14 protein-coding genes are annotated in these 16,229 nt (G+C 46.6%); 3 read left to right on the top strand and 11 right to left on the bottom strand.

What is annotated here, in order from left to right; genetic code table 11:
- Positions 1–38 precede the first annotated feature (38 nt).
- From ACRD7P_RS13365 to ACRD7P_RS13315, 11 genes are all read right to left on the bottom strand, one after another.
- Positions 39–1,052, bottom strand: a complete 1,014-nt coding sequence (locus ACRD7P_RS13365) for a haloalkane dehalogenase (protein ID WP_430908133.1) — start codon at positions 1,050–1,052, stop codon at positions 39–41.
- A gap of 127 nt (positions 1,053–1,179) precedes the next feature.
- Positions 1,180–1,602, bottom strand: a complete 423-nt coding sequence (locus ACRD7P_RS13360) for a hypothetical protein (protein ID WP_430908132.1) — start codon at positions 1,600–1,602, stop codon at positions 1,180–1,182.
- Positions 1,599–2,150: a hypothetical protein gene (locus ACRD7P_RS13355; RefSeq protein WP_430908131.1), complete on the bottom strand. Its 552-nt coding sequence runs from the start codon at positions 2,148–2,150 to the stop codon at positions 1,599–1,601. Before ACRD7P_RS13355 ends, ACRD7P_RS13360 begins: the two co-directional genes overlap by 4 nt.
- A gap of 10 nt (positions 2,151–2,160) precedes the next feature.
- Positions 2,161–2,703 carry an RNA polymerase sigma factor gene (locus ACRD7P_RS13350; protein WP_430908130.1) on the bottom strand — a complete coding sequence of 181 codons (543 nt, stop codon included), beginning with the start codon at positions 2,701–2,703 and terminating at the stop codon, positions 2,161–2,163.
- A 4-nt stretch (positions 2,704–2,707) separates the two neighbouring features.
- Positions 2,708–3,970 (bottom strand): DUF1501 domain-containing protein, encoded by a 1,263-nt coding sequence (locus tag ACRD7P_RS13345; RefSeq protein ID WP_430908129.1) that lies wholly within the window; start codon positions 3,968–3,970, stop codon positions 2,708–2,710.
- A gap of 2 nt (positions 3,971–3,972) precedes the next feature.
- Complete coding sequence (locus tag ACRD7P_RS13340) at positions 3,973–5,616, bottom strand: DUF1800 domain-containing protein (RefSeq protein WP_430908128.1); 1,644 nt, start codon at positions 5,614–5,616, stop codon at positions 3,973–3,975.
- 22 nt (positions 5,617–5,638) lie between these two features.
- Positions 5,639–6,088, bottom strand: a complete 450-nt coding sequence (locus ACRD7P_RS13335; RefSeq protein WP_430908127.1) for a hypothetical protein — start codon at positions 6,086–6,088, stop codon at positions 5,639–5,641.
- A gap of 154 nt (positions 6,089–6,242) precedes the next feature.
- Positions 6,243–6,797: a DUF6515 family protein gene (locus ACRD7P_RS13330; RefSeq protein WP_430908126.1), complete on the bottom strand. Its 555-nt coding sequence runs from the start codon at positions 6,795–6,797 to the stop codon at positions 6,243–6,245.
- A gap of 159 nt (positions 6,798–6,956) precedes the next feature.
- Positions 6,957–9,260: a gliding motility-associated C-terminal domain-containing protein gene (locus ACRD7P_RS13325; protein WP_430908125.1), complete on the bottom strand. Its 2,304-nt coding sequence runs from the start codon at positions 9,258–9,260 to the stop codon at positions 6,957–6,959.
- Between the two features lie 9 nt (positions 9,261–9,269).
- Positions 9,270–10,172, bottom strand: coding sequence for a PorP/SprF family type IX secretion system membrane protein (locus ACRD7P_RS13320; RefSeq protein ID WP_430908124.1), 903 nt, complete (start codon positions 10,170–10,172; stop codon positions 9,270–9,272).
- Positions 10,173–10,229: 57 nt separating this feature from the next.
- Complete coding sequence (locus ACRD7P_RS13315) at positions 10,230–12,626, bottom strand: gliding motility-associated C-terminal domain-containing protein (protein WP_430908123.1); 2,397 nt, start codon at positions 12,624–12,626, stop codon at positions 10,230–10,232.
- A 282-nt stretch (positions 12,627–12,908) separates the two neighbouring features.
- Here ACRD7P_RS13315 and ACRD7P_RS13310 point away from each other — a divergent pair, with 282 nt between their 5' ends.
- The 3 genes from ACRD7P_RS13310 (at position 12,909) to ACRD7P_RS13300 (ending at position 16,215) form a co-directional block, all read left to right on the top strand.
- On the top strand, positions 12,909–13,439 hold the full coding sequence (locus ACRD7P_RS13310) for a hypothetical protein (RefSeq protein WP_430908122.1): 531 nt from the start codon (positions 12,909–12,911) through the stop codon (positions 13,437–13,439).
- A 593-nt stretch (positions 13,440–14,032) separates the two neighbouring features.
- Positions 14,033–14,596: a type 1 glutamine amidotransferase domain-containing protein gene (locus ACRD7P_RS13305; RefSeq protein ID WP_430908121.1), complete on the top strand. Its 564-nt coding sequence runs from the start codon at positions 14,033–14,035 to the stop codon at positions 14,594–14,596.
- 86 nt (positions 14,597–14,682) lie between these two features.
- On the top strand, positions 14,683–16,215 hold the full coding sequence (locus ACRD7P_RS13300; RefSeq protein ID WP_430908120.1) for a GH3 family domain-containing protein: 1,533 nt from the start codon (positions 14,683–14,685) through the stop codon (positions 16,213–16,215).
- Positions 16,216–16,229 lie beyond the last annotated feature (14 nt).

Raw genomic sequence — 16,229 nt, 5'->3', positions numbered from 1 at the left:
CCCTGAGAACGGCTTACAAAAACCATATGTAAAATAGACTATTGCCCAGACTCAAAAAAAGCGTCGAGCAGTTCGAACATCATTTCCGGTTCGTCTTCGCGAATGAAATGACCCGTATCGGGCAGCAGCGTGTGCGGCTGGTTCTGGGCACCTGGAATACGCTCCTGAAATCGCTTCTCCGCGTCGGGGCTGATGTTGTCATCAACGGAAAAAATAGTCAGGAACGGTTTTTCCCATTGTTCCCATTTTTCCCATAGGACGCTATTTTTTTGAGCGTCTTCCACGTTGGGGTCCGTGGGCACTGCCAAGGGCAATTGCCTAGGCCCGGCCTTATAGGATTCTTCGGGAAAAGGAGCATCAAAGGCCACCAGTTCCGCGTTGGACAACGGGGAAAAAGTTGCGGACTGTACCGTAAAGGAGTAGGTGGGTACCGTTTGGGAGAATACCTGCCAATTTAAAAAAGTCTCGGAAACATTATCGCCCGTTGGGAGGTCCGTATTGGAAATGGCAACACTTTTAAAACGTTCCGGGTTTTCGATAGCGACCCGTAGGCCGATCAATCCTCCCCAATCTTGACAGTGGAGGTACACCTCTTTCAGGTCCAGTGCCTTTACAAAGGAGGTGATCCATGCTTCCTGGTTATCATAGGTATGTACGCTTCTCGAAACGGGTTTGTCACTTTTCCCAAAACCGATGAGGTCCGGGGCATATACATGGTATCCATTTTCGGCGAACAGCGCAATGAGTTCCCTTAGGCCGTAACCCCAATTTGGATTGCCGTGCAATAACAGCACAATTTGGCCATCAGCGGGGCCGGCCTCCACGTAATGCATTTCCAGATCGTATGGCATTACCGTAACGTATTTTGGTTCCCAAGGGTAATCGGGCAAACCTTGAAAGCGTTCCAAAGGCGTTTTTAACACCTCAATGGTGTTCTCCTCGGAAACAGGTTCTTGAACGGGTTCTTGAGGGGACTCGCTATCGTTATCCGTTGAACAACCGATGATACCGATCAAGAGCAACAAAAAAACGAGCGTTAGGTTATTTTTCATCTGTTTAAAATTTTGTAGTTTACTGAAAATGAAGAAACTAAAAATTTCTGCACATTCAGTAATTCGCATAAACTTATTTTAATCATCTCGGTAGGGTATACTTAAAAAAGTTTATGCTCATTTCATATCAATTTCTGTTTTTTAAGCGTTGTAACATTCTTTGATTAAAGGCTTTTTCGGCACGTAGCAAGCGTAATATTTTTACATCCGGCAGCACGCCCGCCAAATTATCGATAAGATCTTGTTGCGCTTTCAACAGCGCGGCTTCGGCTTTTAAATATTCCTTCACCACGGCCCGGGCTTTTTCGTCGGTCATGGTGTCTATATTTTTATAATCTTCCAGAATTTTCCGCGATTGTTTGCGTCTGGTATTTTCGAGCGCTTCATCATATTCGAAGTATATGGGCCAAAATTCGGCAGCCTCTTTGGCGCCCAGATCCAGTTCCCTGGTAATGAATGATGTTTTTAACGCTTTGATACGTTCTTTGGGTGTTTGCCCCGTAACGGCAAATGTGCCGAGTAAAAAGAATAATAGAACGGTTTTTTTCATGGTGTAAGGTTTTGTGTGGCGTCCACTTCTATATCCAAAAGGTAGTCGTATAGGCCTTCTTGTATCAGTTCATCTTCGATTTCCATGTCGTAAACGGAATCGGAGAGGAGTATTTCCAGATCGGAATCGGTAAAAAAGTATTGTTCCTGCTGCAGGTAATAGGAGGTTTCCGCCTGTCCTAAACTTGCAAAATCAATGGTAGCGTCTTTTTGATCGTTCGGTTTCCATAACATCATCAAAAACAGCAGTCCTGCAGCAATACCCGAGGCATACCACCATAAGGGGACGACGCGTTTCCGCTTTTTTTCCAAGGGTATGGGGCCAGCGTCGTTTTGTCGCCCATTTTCCGTATAGGCTTGTATTACGGTGCTTTCGAGTGTGTCGAGATATGCCTTGGAAGGCGCGAAACCATCTTCGGTGGTCCCAAATTCCTCTTCGATGTCCAATTGTTCAAAAAGATCCGCTTCAAACGCATCCAGGTAAGCCTCTGGAGGTCCAAAGCCATCTGCTATCTTTTCTTTTTCCGGATCGATCTCTTTTCGATGCATTGTTTTATTTTTAAGTTTCTTGTAAGGATTGTTTCAATCGTTTTACCGCCAAATGGTAATTTGCCTTTAACCCGCCTTCGGATGTCCCCGTTATTTCGGCAATTTCACTGTATCGCAGTTTATCGAAATATTTCATGTTGAAAACTTCCCGTTGTTTCTCGGGAAGCCGGCTAACCGCGGTCTGCAGTTTTAACTGTATTTCATTGCCGCTGTACGTATCGGTATTTGCCGAAAGGCGCAGCATCCCCTTCTGGTGCAACATATCGATGGGCATATGGGTCCGTTTCGATTTTTTTTCCAAAAAGGATAGCGCCTCGTTTCTGGCAATGGTGAACAACCAAGTATACAATTTGCTATTTCCTTTAAACCCGTCGATATATTTGAACACTTTAATAAAAGTAAGCTGTAATACTTCATCGGTATCCTGGTGGTCCACGATCATTTTCCGTATAAAGCGATACAACCGTTCTTTATAGCGCCCCACCAAATGGCGAAATGCCTCATTCTTACATTCCTTGTCCCGTAATTTTTGTAAAAGTTCCTTTTCCTGCATGGGCTCAAGGCTTAAAAAGCGATAGCTGTTGTGGAACAAAGTCGGGAAAGGTGCCGGATGCCGAAATGTTCAAATGTTCCGACAGTACCGTGCTGAAAACCGAACGAACATCGGTGGTAACGGGCAGTTCCCTCTCGCAAGTCCCTTCGTTTATTTCTTTTAAATTGTGATGTAGGTAGTGTTGGTCGAGGTTGTTCCCCAGTATAAATTGGCAGGACCCACTCCCATGATCGGTTCCCAATGCCCCATTTTGTCGGGTTGTACGGCCGAATTCCGTCATCGTCATGACCACGACATCGTCTTGATAGGTGCTTATATCCTCCCAAAAGGCCGCCATAGCACTTGCTAGGTCTTGGGCGTTTCTGGCAAAGGCCCCGTTTTTGGTGGGCTGTCTGCTATGGGTATCCCATCCCGTACTCTCGGCAAATGCCACCTCCAGGCCTACTTGGGCCTTGATCAATTGTGCTATTTGTTGGAGACCAGATCCCAGGGTACTATTGGGATAGCTTGTTTGTTTTGGGGTTTCCAGATCGATACTACGTAATAGTTTTATGGCTTCCAAACCATTTTTGCCCGCATTCCTAAAACGTTCGTTTTGTTCTTTTTTATATTGCTCACCGATACCGTTCAGGGCTTCATCGGTTACAAGCTGTTGGTCGAAACGAAGGTCTTGCAAACGTTCTACGGCCAAGGTAGGGGTGTTGCCATAAAAGATCCGGGGCCTGCTAGGGGAGAGCGCCACCGCTCGAAAAGGAGAGGCGTTTTGTGATACGGGCCGTTTTAGACTTCTATTGATCCATCCGTCCGAGGTACTTTTAACGCCTGGAGTGCCACTTTCCATAAAATCCTGCATATCAAAATGAGACCGATTCTCGATCGGGAGGCCCACACCGTGAACGATGTTCATTTGGCCTTTATCGAATAAGGGTTTTAACGCCCCCAAATAGGGGTTTAGGCCGTAGCCGTCGACCAAAGGCAATAGCTGTTCCGTTTTATTTTTAGAATCAAGGAAAAGGTTGGGCCGTACCGATTTCAAAAAAGTATTTTCCATAGGTTGTACGGCGGCAAGTCCGTCCATAGCGCCTCTTTGAAAAATAGTGACCACTGTTTTTTTTCGGCTTAAAGCGTTCGATCGTAACGGCATTGTCGCGGCCTTTGCAATAAAAGGGGGAATCCCTCCCAAGGTAATACCGAATACCGCCAAACTGCCGCCTTTAAGAAAACCGCGTCTGGACCATTCCCGTTCGTTCATTGTATCATGGCACATGGCTATCGTTTTTGAAATTGTGGCGAGGTATATCGCTGTATCGGGGCCAAAGGCCGTGTCGGGCTTATTCCTTCCATATTGCCTGCGCTTAGGGCGTATGCGAATTTGATACGTTGCGCGATCGCCGCTTCATTGATCCAAAATTCCTGAATGGTAGGGTAGCCGGTCGGCGGTTGAAAGGCATACAGGGGCTGGCCGTTGGAACTCAACCATTTTAGGGGAGCACTGGCATCCTCGATAATGGCCCCATTTTCCCGAAACATGCTCACCACAAAGTCAAATGGGGATTTTGCCTTGGCCTTTCGGTAAATGGGGTTCCAAAACTCGGGCGCTTCTACCATGGTACGTATCGTTGCACCGATATGACCCTCGGTTTTTCCGAAGATATCGGCCATTTTAGCGATCAATACAAAGGAAGGCGTGTCGGATACAAAATACATTGCCAGTTTTTTGGAAATATGGTCTGCCGTAGAGGAATGCGTTGCAAGTTGCTGTATAAGCTGTTGTCCTTCTTCATACCCTTTCTTTTCGTTATAGTGCCTGCCGAGAACGGTTTTGGCTTCCGCATCGTGCCGGGCCGCATCAAAATAAAATCCATTATCGATAAAGGATTTTTTCGATTTCCTTTCGTTTTCAAGGACGATGCCCTCTAATTTTTTTGATATGGGATAGAGTAGGGGGCTTGTTTTCCATCCGGTCAAAATACGGGCGATTTCGATGACATCCCTTTGTTGATATCCTCCGTCGACACCGAGCGTATGTAGTTCCAAAAGTTCCCGTGCATAGTTTTCGTTGATTCCCGGTTGCTGCTTTTTATGGCGAAATGGCATTAAGGGCACGTTGGACAGAACGGCGGCCCCTTTTTTTGCATTCGACAGGGTATTGTCCAAATAAGTAAGCATGGCAGGGTGGCGGGCCGTGGCGGCCAGCATTCTATTAAAGTGTTTTAATACGAACGGCCTTATGGCATCGCGTTCATAGGAGAGCACATTGGTGGCCACATCGTTGATGCGTGTAATGGAAACATTAAAATGATTGAACCAGAAATCGACCAAACGTTCTTCCAATTGATTTGGGGCATGCACGGCACGGAACAGTTTTTGGCCGGCCAGTTCGTACATCAGTTCCATAAAGTTTCCGAGGCCCATACTTTTCATGGGGGCCTCCAACATGGAAGCATTTGGCATTTGATAGAACCAACGCCGATCGACTTTTTGGACGTTTCGCAATATGGTACCGAACATATCGTTAAAACTGATCTGGCCGCGTAAGGTTTTTTTACCGGTAGCCCTAAGATGTTGCGCTACCGATTTTAAGGTAACGATCAATCCCGGATACGTTCTAGCAAGCTGTTTCAGAGAAAGGCCCGTAGTGGGGAATTTTCGTAACGCCCTTTTCTCGAAATCGACATCCGTTTTGGCCGTAAGCTGTTCGGTCAACCACACATCGACCCCTATTTTTTTAAGCCTTTCCCGTAGTTCGTCCGTGCCTCCGAAAGTGAATTTTTCCAATACGTACTCCACGGCTTCCGCATCGGTCCAGCCCATGGAGCGGTAAGGTGTTCGGACGAGCCCGAAGGAAACGGTGTTTTTTGATGTGTAATGGTCGATCATGGTCTCTTGGTTCAAGGCAATGGTATTGTTCATGTTTTTGGCGCTATCCGTTTTACTAAAAACCGCCGCGGCCGCCCCTTCTATTTTGCATTTGCCCCCTCATTTGTTCGCGTTGTTCTTGTTTAAAGGCTTCATAGGTCCGTAGCTGTGACTCGTCCAAGATCAGGGCCAGTTTGGAATCCGTTTCTTGCGATACGGTCCTCATTTGCTGGAACTGCGCACGCCGATCGTTACCGCCCGAATTTCGTATTTCCTGAATCCTTTCCTGTCGTTCCTTTAAAATTTCCCGTACCGGTAATTGTTGGTCCTCCCTAAGCGCGAGGTCGGCCATTAATTGCATCCGTGCATCTTTTCGATCCGATTTGGTAACGGTCGTTTTTTCCGAGGTGGTTTCCTCAGCTGCTACCGCGGTTTTGGATGGGCCGCAGGCAAAACAGATATAGCAACTGCTAACAAGCAGTAATAGCCTTTTGGTATTTTTTCTAAGGTGATTTTTGATTTTCATATGATTCGTGTTTTTGGTGTAATGATGGACAGGGTCCGCCCGACTGCTTATGGGTTAGAATGCTTTTTGTATCAAAAGGTTTAATCCAATGGGCATAAAAAAAGGTTTTCCGTAGAAAACCTTTTTTCAAAATCGCTATAGTATCGCTATGATATCAGTCGTCCAATTGCGCAACGACTTGATAGCCTTCGCTGACCGGAGCGTAAATGGTTCCGTTCAGTTCATGGGCCGTGTTTCCCTGATAGTCCATTTCTACGGCATCTTCTGGAACGGTCTCTACTATAGCTCCCACCGGTGCGGCCACTACCTGAAACTCGTCTTGTACTTCCTGATAAAAGAGTCCGTCGGCGTAAGCGTATCGCGCACCACGGACGGTCAACCTAATGGCTCTGGCGGGCAGCGTTCTTAATCGAAAACCTCTTGGCGGAAAGGCACGGGCATACGCCCCGTTACTGGCTATGAAAAACATGGCACCTACCGTATGATAGGTCACGTTTCTGAAAACGATGGCGCGCGTTCCTTTCGGCAATGCCTTCAACGTTCTTCTTACAACACGTCTTTTGGTGCGCCGCACCTTTTTCCGTTTTACTTTTTTCCGGACCTTAACGGCATTTACGGCCGGTCTCCTTACGGCTTGCGCCTCTATGCTGGGTGTATAAGCGAAAAATGCGATCAAACAAACAACTAGTACATACTTTATATTTTTCATGTCTTTTAGTTTTACTGTTGCTCTTTTGACCGCAATGCCTCCAAATGGTTTAATGGCTTTCGACGAACTGCGCTATTTTTTCGTGCATCTTCCATTTTTCGGTTTATCCGTTCTGTTATACCATTACAATGTAAAAACGGTGGAATGCACACAAATGGGTTATAGCAGCACTAGATAGCCAGACTTTTTTGTCTTCCCATTGGCGGTCATATACTCTAAAGTATAGATGTAGGTTCCCTTTAATTGCTTATTACGTTGATTTCCATTTCCCTCGAACAGGTTTCCGTTGATACCATAGGCTTTGGTCTCGTGCTCTAAACGGCCGGACTTGTTATAGATGCGAAGTACATTATCCGGATACTGCTCAATACCATCGATTCGGAGAAAGTCGTTGCGACCATCGGCATCTGGGCTTATTACATTGTAAACGGTAATGCCTTGATCGTTCGGGATATCGTCGCTCATCGTTACGGGCGGTTGTTCTTCCGTTATGGCATTGGCATCTACGTTCGCTACCGAAAGGTTCGATTTGTTCAGGCCAATAAGAAAGGCATCGAAAGAGCCGCCATTTCTAGAGACCAGGCTTCCTTCGGTCATCCCGCCTACAAACACGTAATCGTCCTTAATGGTCAAATATCCCCTTTCCTCATAGGGCGTACCGATTTGTGCTGTTTCCAGAACGTTCAAATTCATATCCATTTTTTGTACGATAATATCACCCGATAGAAAACTGCGATCGGGATTACGTCCTTTAAAATCGCCGTAGGTATAGCCAGAGGCATAAACGGTACCATTGGCGTCGTCCACTTCTATTTTTCGGAACCGTTCTGATTTTGAGGTGCCGAACTGTCGGAATCGTGGATTTTTAAGTTCTGAATCATATTTTACGATAAAGGCGTCCCCTTCTCCTTTGTGCCCGCCCTGTAGATTGCCACTGGTATACCCTGCAACATATACGTTGCCATTGGCATCAACAGTATTGGCAAGTGCCCAATCGGCGCTAAAACCCGGACTTGTAATTATCGCGGTATGGAGTACCGTGGGTGCGGTACGGTCCAAATTTGAATAGACCATTACAAAACTGTCCGCGGCATTCGGTTCGTTCACGAACCAACCACTAACGACCAATCTGGATTTCTGACCGTTTTTTGCGGGAACAAAGGTAATACCGCCCCAGGCCTCATGTACCCTATTGGCCGTATTGGTGGCCGAATCCAGGGAAACCCATATCTGTTCCAAGCTGTCGGCATCGTACTTGGCCACTAAAAATACATTATCGCCAAGGCCTGAATTCGCGGGGGCACCTGCACCGGAAACGTATAAATTGCCATTGTTGTCCACGGTAATGTTTCCAAAGCCATCGATTCCGGCTTGTCCGTATTGCGTAAAGTCGACCAGCTGCCCGGTATTTTTATCGATTTTTAGAATGATTCCGTCCCAACGGCCCTTATTGCGAAAACCGGGCAAGCTACCATAGGTACGCCCTGCCGCATATACGTAGTCCCTGCCGACCGTACCGTCGAAAAACAGGGTTCCGTTCAGGGTCGGGTATTCAAATACCCAATCGGTGGTGCCGTCCGGTCTTAGTTTTACCACTAACGATTCGTTCTCTCCCGTTGAAGATGGGTTAAGGTTACTGTCGGTAAGCCCAAAAAGATAGGTGTTTCCGGAATTGTCGGTCGCGGTGCTCGCGATCACTTCTTTACCGATAGCGCGCACCTGGGCGATTCCGTTCGAATAGGAAACACTGTTCGATACGGCACTTGCAAATCGAAATTGCGCTGTATTCGTCAAATCCAATGATTGTGAGGCATTACACCAATAGTCCGCATTTTGCCCGGTGGTATCCGATGGCACCTCCGTACAGGGAAAAATAAAGGCGATCAGGTCAATATCATTGTTCGCTACATAAAAAAGATACGTGCCCGTGGTCGCTACATTTTGATTTTGCTCGGTAGCGAATAACAAACGATAGTCGCTTGCGTTTCCGGGAAGTTCGATATGTCCCCGCTGGTAATCGAAATGTTTGATGATCAGATAGTCGTTATCGACCCGATCGGGTCCCTTTCTAAAAAAAGGAAGCCCCGTTCTTTTCGACCCCAAGATGATGCGATCCCCGGAAGCTCCTTGATACGATACATCGGTATTGGCCTTACTGGCGCATTCGACCAGATTGACACGGTCGGCCCCGGGAAACTCCTTTGAAGGGTCCACGGGACAAAAGGTATCATATCCATTGGTTTCACCATCAATATAGTCCGTGTCGAAAACGGTCCATTCCAGATCGCTATACGGCGCTCCGGCGGCCACAATGGCCTCGGAGCCGTTCAACTCGCCAATTCCGTTCGCTTCCAAGGGCATGGGAGGAAAGGCTCGGGCGGCCTCTAAAAGTTGAAAATTGCTTTGTGCGTTAAGCGTGCCGATGACGCTCATTAATCCAATAAAAAATAGTGTTCTTTTCATGTTGTAGTGTTAATTTCTTCCAATAAAAGTGTTCGTAGTAGTAGGGGAAAGTTTAAATCGTATGTAAATTTCATGTGCTCCGTTAGCGATATCGCCAAGGGCATCGGTATAATAGTCGTAGGAGTACCCCAGTCCGATATTTGGTGTTATGGCAATACCGGCCAGTCCACTGATGGCCTTATCGTTTCTGTAATTGACCCCGAAATGGAACCGATCTTTGAACGTTACTTGTGTGGTCAGGTTATATAGGAAAGGGCTATCCGTAATCTGTTGTAGCAAAAAGGAGGGGCGTAAGGCCCAATCCTCGCTCAATGGAATATGGTACCCGCCCATCACGTTAAAAACGCTACTTCTTGTTCGGAATCCCGGAGCGATATCATCGTCGGTCGCCGATAACAGGGTAGGTGCCGAAAGACCGAAGAACCACCGATCGTCATGGATCAAAAATCCTACTCCGACGTTGGGCGAGAAACTGTTGTCCAAATCAGTAAAGAACACCTCTTGGTCGGCAATGGTCAGTTCGTCGGTATCCAATGCGAAGAAGTTTCCCGAGGCACTCAAGGAAAAACGCATTTTTATACGGTCGTTAAGGGGAACGGCATAGGCAAAATGTGCCGATATATCGGTGTTGGAGGTCGGTCCAAAATCATCGTTGACAACGCTCAGTCCCAATCCTATTTGTTCCGACAAACGCTGTTCCGCCATAAAGGAAAGGGAATTTGGGGCTTCATCGATACCTGTCCATTGGGATCGGTATCCTCCGGTAAAGGTGAAGCCCTCTAGGGTTCCTACATAAGCGGCATTCACATTGGCCGGGTTGTACAGGTATTGGGTAAACTGTGGTCTTTCCTGGGCATGTGCCGTAAATAGCAAGGAAAATGCCGCTATACTCCATATAAAATATTGTTTCATCTTTATCTGTTGTTGTTAGTATGTAAGGGTGTTATGGGCGCAACACCATGTTAGTGGTTAAAAAATTTGTAGGTATCCCGTTTTTTTGCGCAAACCGTTTTCCGAGCGGTATTCAAGAAGGTACAGATAGGTACCTTGCATCGTTTTATCGGTTTTTTGGGATTTTCCATAAAACAAGTTGTCGCCAATGCCGTAATTGGTGGTGTCGTACTCCAAAATCCCGTTTCGGTTGTAGATCTGCAGCCGGTTGTCCGGATAGTTCTCGATACCGTCGATACGAAAGAAATCGTTCAGGCCGTCCGGATTTGTGGATATCACGTTGTAGACCGTGATATCGGTTTCCGGTATTTCACCTTCTTCCCCGTTTTCATCCTCTTCGGCCACTTCCTCCGGAGGGTTTGCCGCCAAAAGGGCCGGAAGTTCATCGGGTGTAAGGGTCTCGGTATCCGCGGTAACGATAAAACCGTCGAAACCGCCGACATTATTACCTTTCATCACCGCCTCGGTAATACCGGACAGGTATAGAATACCCCGATCGACGAAGGGAAAACCACGCTCTTCACCGGAAGTACCCAATTGCAAACGTGCCGCTAAGGCGAGTTGGGAATTTAGTTTTTGTACGATAACGTCCCCAGTGTCCTTGTTTGTGTTAGCGTTGGTTTTGGCATAGTCGCCATACGTATATCCAATAGCATAGAGGTTGTCATCGCTATCGATTTCCAGTTTGCGAAGACCGTCGGATTCCGGGGTTCCGAACTGTACGGCATCGATCAGATTGAGGTCTCCATCGTATTTGGCCACGAAATTATCGCCTTCCCCCTGGTGGGTTCCGTATAAATTTCCCGTAGTGAATCCGGCGACGTAAATGTTTCCTTCGGAATCGAAGGTGTTGTCCAACACCCAATCGGCCTCAACCCCGTTCGATTCCAAGATCAGCGTATGGGCCCTTCGGGGGGTGGTCGTGTGCACGTTTTCAAATACCGATACGAACCCATTGGAACCTCCATTGGTCATGTACCAGCCCCCGACTACGACTTCGCCTTCTCCAGGGGTATCGGAGGGGATGTAGCTGATACCTCCCCAAGCTTCGCTTACAAAAACGGGATTGTCCTCCGGTTCGTCGATGACGCGCCAAATATTCTGTAAGGTTTCCGCACTGTGTTTGGCGATCAAATGACCGGCATCCGTCGATGTGGCATCTTCGGGACTGCCCGCCCCGGAGACATATAAATTTCCGGCATCGTCCAAGGTAATATTGCCATATCCATCCAATTTGCTGTTGCCCCACTGATCTGAGGCGACGACCGCCCCGGTCTCAAGATCTAGTTTTAAGAGAATGGCATCCCATTGTCCTCCGGAAGTAAAGCCTGCAATAGCGCCGTGCGTGCGGCCTGCGGCATACAAATACTGCCCGTCGGCAATGGCATCGAACAACAGTCCACCATCGCTTACCCCGACTTCCGTTACCCATAAACGGTTTCCTTCGGGATCATGCTTTATTACGAACACCTCGTTTCGCCCGATTTCATTTCCTGTAAAATTGCCATCGGAAGCACCATAAACATAGGTGTTCCCGTCGGTGTCGGCTACCACGCCATGTACCATTTCATGATCAGGGGTCCCAAACTGATCAAAACCAATGTCCAAAGCGGGAGTGGTATCGTTGGTAGTAACAAATCGAAATTGTTCCGGATTGTCCAAGGATAACGAACCATCGTCGTTACACAAAAAAGTAGGGTTGGAGGGCATGGCGCCACTTATGGGCGGGTAGATAAAATCACAGGGAAAAATAAAAGCGATCAGGTCCAAGGTTCCATTGCGATTGGAAAACAGGTAATACCCCTCAGTGGCCACCCCCTCATCGGTAGTAGCATAGAGGAGTGCGTACTCCTCCGGTGTTCCCCTTAGCTGGATATGGCCCAAGCGATAATTGAAATGAAAAATGACGACCCACTCATTGTCTATTCCATCCGTTCCGGAAAGGAAAAAAGGATTGGGGTTCTCGGGAACGCCCAAAACGATGCGGTCGCCCTGAGGACTACTATAGCCACTGTCCAAATCCAGGTTATTGACGCAACGGATCATCATCAGCCGATCTTCCCCCGGATATTCGTCCCCGATATCGGCAGGACAAAAATAGTCGTATCCCGTGGTTTCGCCCTCCATATAGGAAGTATCCAGAATGGTATATATGATATCGTTAAAAGGGGTTCCCGAACCAAAATTCCGATCATTGGGGTCTTCAGGTCGGATTTGGGAGGAGTTTTCCGGTTGCGCCCGATAGGTACGGGCCTGTTCCAGCATCGCTTCTCGCGATTGTCCAAAAACAATGGAACTTCCTATCAAAAAAAACAGTACCGCCATCCATGGAAAGTACTTTTTTGGGTAAACGGACAAACCGCCCAAGGTGGACGAACGAACGCTCGTGAACGTTTGTGGTAACATATGCTTCATATTAAAACAGATTATCATATCGGATTAGAACAGTAAAAGTTGACAAAGGTTTAGTTGCCGCTAATTTTTATCGGATGAAACGGTATGGGAATATGGTCAGAACTTTAATTTTTGATGATTTTACTTACTTTTAAACCTGTTTTTTATGATAATTTTGCTTGATAATCGTATTGTTTTTTCATTGGTATGGGCCTCTTTTGAATAGCCTGATTGCCGATAGGATGGGAAGATGCCATACTATTTGACCATTTTTTTCGTTAGACTACCCTATTCCAATCCATTATGAAACCATTTTTTTCTGTTTTAGTGCTTTTATTGACTTTTTGCTCCTGTGATAAGGTAGATGAACTCACAAAATTCGATATTGATTACGACACCAGTGTCGTTATTGCATCCGCCGCAAACATCAATCTGCCCTTTGATGTAGTGACCCCGGATGTGGAAACCAATTCCGAATCGGAGTTCGCCGTTAACGATACCCGTAAAGATTTGATCGAAGAAATTAAACTCAAGAGCCTTCGCTTGGAGTTGGCAAGTCCGGAAGATGCCGATTTTAGTTTTTTGGAATCGGTGGAAATTTTCATCAGTGCGGAAGACTTACCGGAACTTCAGGTGGCAACTATTGTTGAAGTACCGATGGATGCCGGAACGGTCATCGAACTCGATACCTCCGACGATGATTTGAAGGACTATATTAAAAAAAATCGTTTTAGTCTTCGGTTGAACACGGTTACCGATGAGGTACTGACCGAAGACCATACCATTGACGTAAAGTCGGTATTTTTTGTGGATGCAAAGATTTTAGGGATTTAACCTGTTTTATGCATTCGAAAATTTACCACGGCCCGAAACTGGTTCAAAACCGGGCGTTTCACTAGGTTTTCGAGTTTAACCGTAGTGCCGAAGCATCGGGGCTATCCACAAACCCGGAGAACATCCGGATTTGGTTCATTTTCGGATTTCATGACGAAGTGCTAAGACATAAACCGGATTCAGACGCTTTCGCTCCCATACCATTCCTGTAAAAACACCTTAAAATAAACGCTGTTATCGCTTCGAAAACGGAAGTTTATTACATCCTCTTTAAACATTTTTAAACATTGTGTTTTTTGAGGGATATGTGTGGTTGGAGTGTATCGTCCGTCCTTGATTCCTTTATCGATAGGGTACGATTTCTTCCAAAGTTCCGATACAGGCCCGTTCCTAGCTATCTTGTCCACAACATACGGTGCATTTCGTTTTTCACACGCTATCATTGCTATGATATCGGTATTTTATGATTTTCGGAGCACGGGATGGTAAATGAGCCTAGATTTACTGCAAATCAGCAAAGCCTCCGCATGCCCTTCCCCTAATTTTGTTGTTAAACGTAGTAGGGTACTGCGTATCATCTAAACAACAATAACATGAAACTAAAAGGAAAAAAAGTAGCCATTTTGGCAACGGACGGTTTTGAAAAATCAGAATTGTTCGAACCGCTAAACGCTTTGAACCGGGAAGGCGCTTCGGTACAATTGATTTCGGTCAAGGAGGGATTGATCAAAAGTTGGGACGGTAACAATTGGGGTGAACGTATTCAAGTAGATGCGTTGGTGCGGGAATCGCGCGAATCGGACTATGATGCCTTGGTACTGCCTGGAGGGGTCGCCAACCCGGACCTGCTTCGCACCCATTCCGATGCGCTGCAGTTTATTCGCGATTTCTTTAAGAGCGGAAAACCTGTTGCGGCCATTTGCCATGCCCCATGGTTGTTGATCAGCGCCAACGTCATCGAAAACCGCAAGGTAACTTCTTACCATAGCATTAAGGACGATGTGGTCAATGCCGGTGCAAGGTGGGTCGACCAAGAGGTAGTGGTGGACAATGGTTTGGTAACCAGTAGAAATCCGGACGATTTACCCGCTTTTATCGATAAATTAGTAGAAGAGATTTGGGAAGGCAAACATTCGGAACAAGTTGTGGACGCGTAACGGCGTTTCCTTCGAACCGACCGAGTTATACCATGTTAACTTTGAAATGGTATTAAACCGTTAAATCTTAAACCAACATCACTTATATGCCTATTATTGGTCAACTTATCAAAGGATTGGTACACGCTTCACAATATGTTACCGGCGATCGTGATCCGGTAACCGAGCAGCGTACCGTATTAAAGGAATTGCTTACACAGGCGGTAGACACCGCTTTTGGTAAAAAGTATGGGTTTCAACGTATTTTGGAAGCAACATCCCCGCCGATCGCTTTTGCCGAAGCGGTTCCTTTTTTTGATTATCATAAAATAAACGAGGAATGGTGGTATCGGCAGCATGGTCTCGCACAGTCGAACATTACTTGGCCCGGAGCTCCGGATTATTACGCCCTGAGTTCTGGAACAACGGGAAAGAAAAGCAAACGCATACCAGTAACCGATGCCATGATCAACGCCATTAAAACCGCCGGTGTCAAACAAATTATAGCGTTAAAGAATTTTGATTTACCTGCCGACTTTTTTGAAAAAGGTATTTTAATGTTGGGGAGTTCCACCGATCTAACACAACGGAAACACCATTTGGAAGGGGAAATCAGTGGTATCAGTGCCAGCAATATCCCATCATGGTTTAGAGGCTACTACAAACCTGGGGAGGCTATTGCGGAAATCGATGATTGGGACGAACGTGTGGCGCAGATCATAAAGGAAGCGCCCGATTGGGATATTGGCGCCCTGAGCGGAATCCCTTCTTGGATGGAGCTCATGTTAAAAGCGGTAATCGATGCCCATGGTTTGGATACCATTCACGATATCTGGCCCAATCTTCGGGTATATACATCCGGTGGTGTTGCCTTTGGACCGTATGAAAAAAGTTTTCACGCCCTTATGGGAAAACCGGTAACGGTAATCGATACGTATTTGGCTTCCGAAGGTTTTATAGCCTTTCAAAACCGCCCCGACACCGATGCCATGCAATTAATTACCGATAACGGTATTTATTTTGAGTTTGTACCTTTTGATGAAACGGCCATCGAAGCGGACGGATCCCTATCCCCATCGGCCCGAGCCCTGCGTTTGGACCAAGTAGAAAAAGGTGTGGATTACGTGTTGCTCATAAGCACGGTTGCCGGTGCTTGGCGCTATATGATCGGTGACACCATTACCTTTACCGATGTCGATAGGGCCGAGATACAAATTACGGGCCGCACCAAGTTTTTTTTAAATACCGTTGGATCTCAACTTTCGGTAAACAAACTGAACGATGCCGTGCACGGTTTGGAAACGGAATATGATATCCGTATTCCGGAATATACCCTTTGCGCCAAAAAATTTGAGGACGGTTTTTATCACAGTTGGTACTTGGGAAGCGATTCGGACATTGATACCGATACCGTGGCAACCGCTTTGGACAACTTCTTAAAAGAGGCCAACAAGAATTATAAGGTGGCCCGTTCAAAAGCCTTGAAAGGGGTAAAGGTGCATATGGTGCCGCCCCATATCTTTCACGAATGGAGCGCCGCATCTAAGAAAAAGGGCGGCCAGGTTAAGATGGAGCGGGTGATGGGAGAGGAGCGGTTTTCTGAATGGGAGACCTTCGTAACGGATACGATAGCACAATAAGACGTATCCTTCTT

This window comes from Maribacter sp. 2-571, from assembly GCF_050589625.1.
Classification (GTDB): Bacteria; Bacteroidota; Bacteroidia; order Flavobacteriales; family Flavobacteriaceae; genus Pelagihabitans.
Note: the sequence above shows the minus strand (reverse complement) of the source record. Positions and strands in the feature narration are given on the sequence as shown.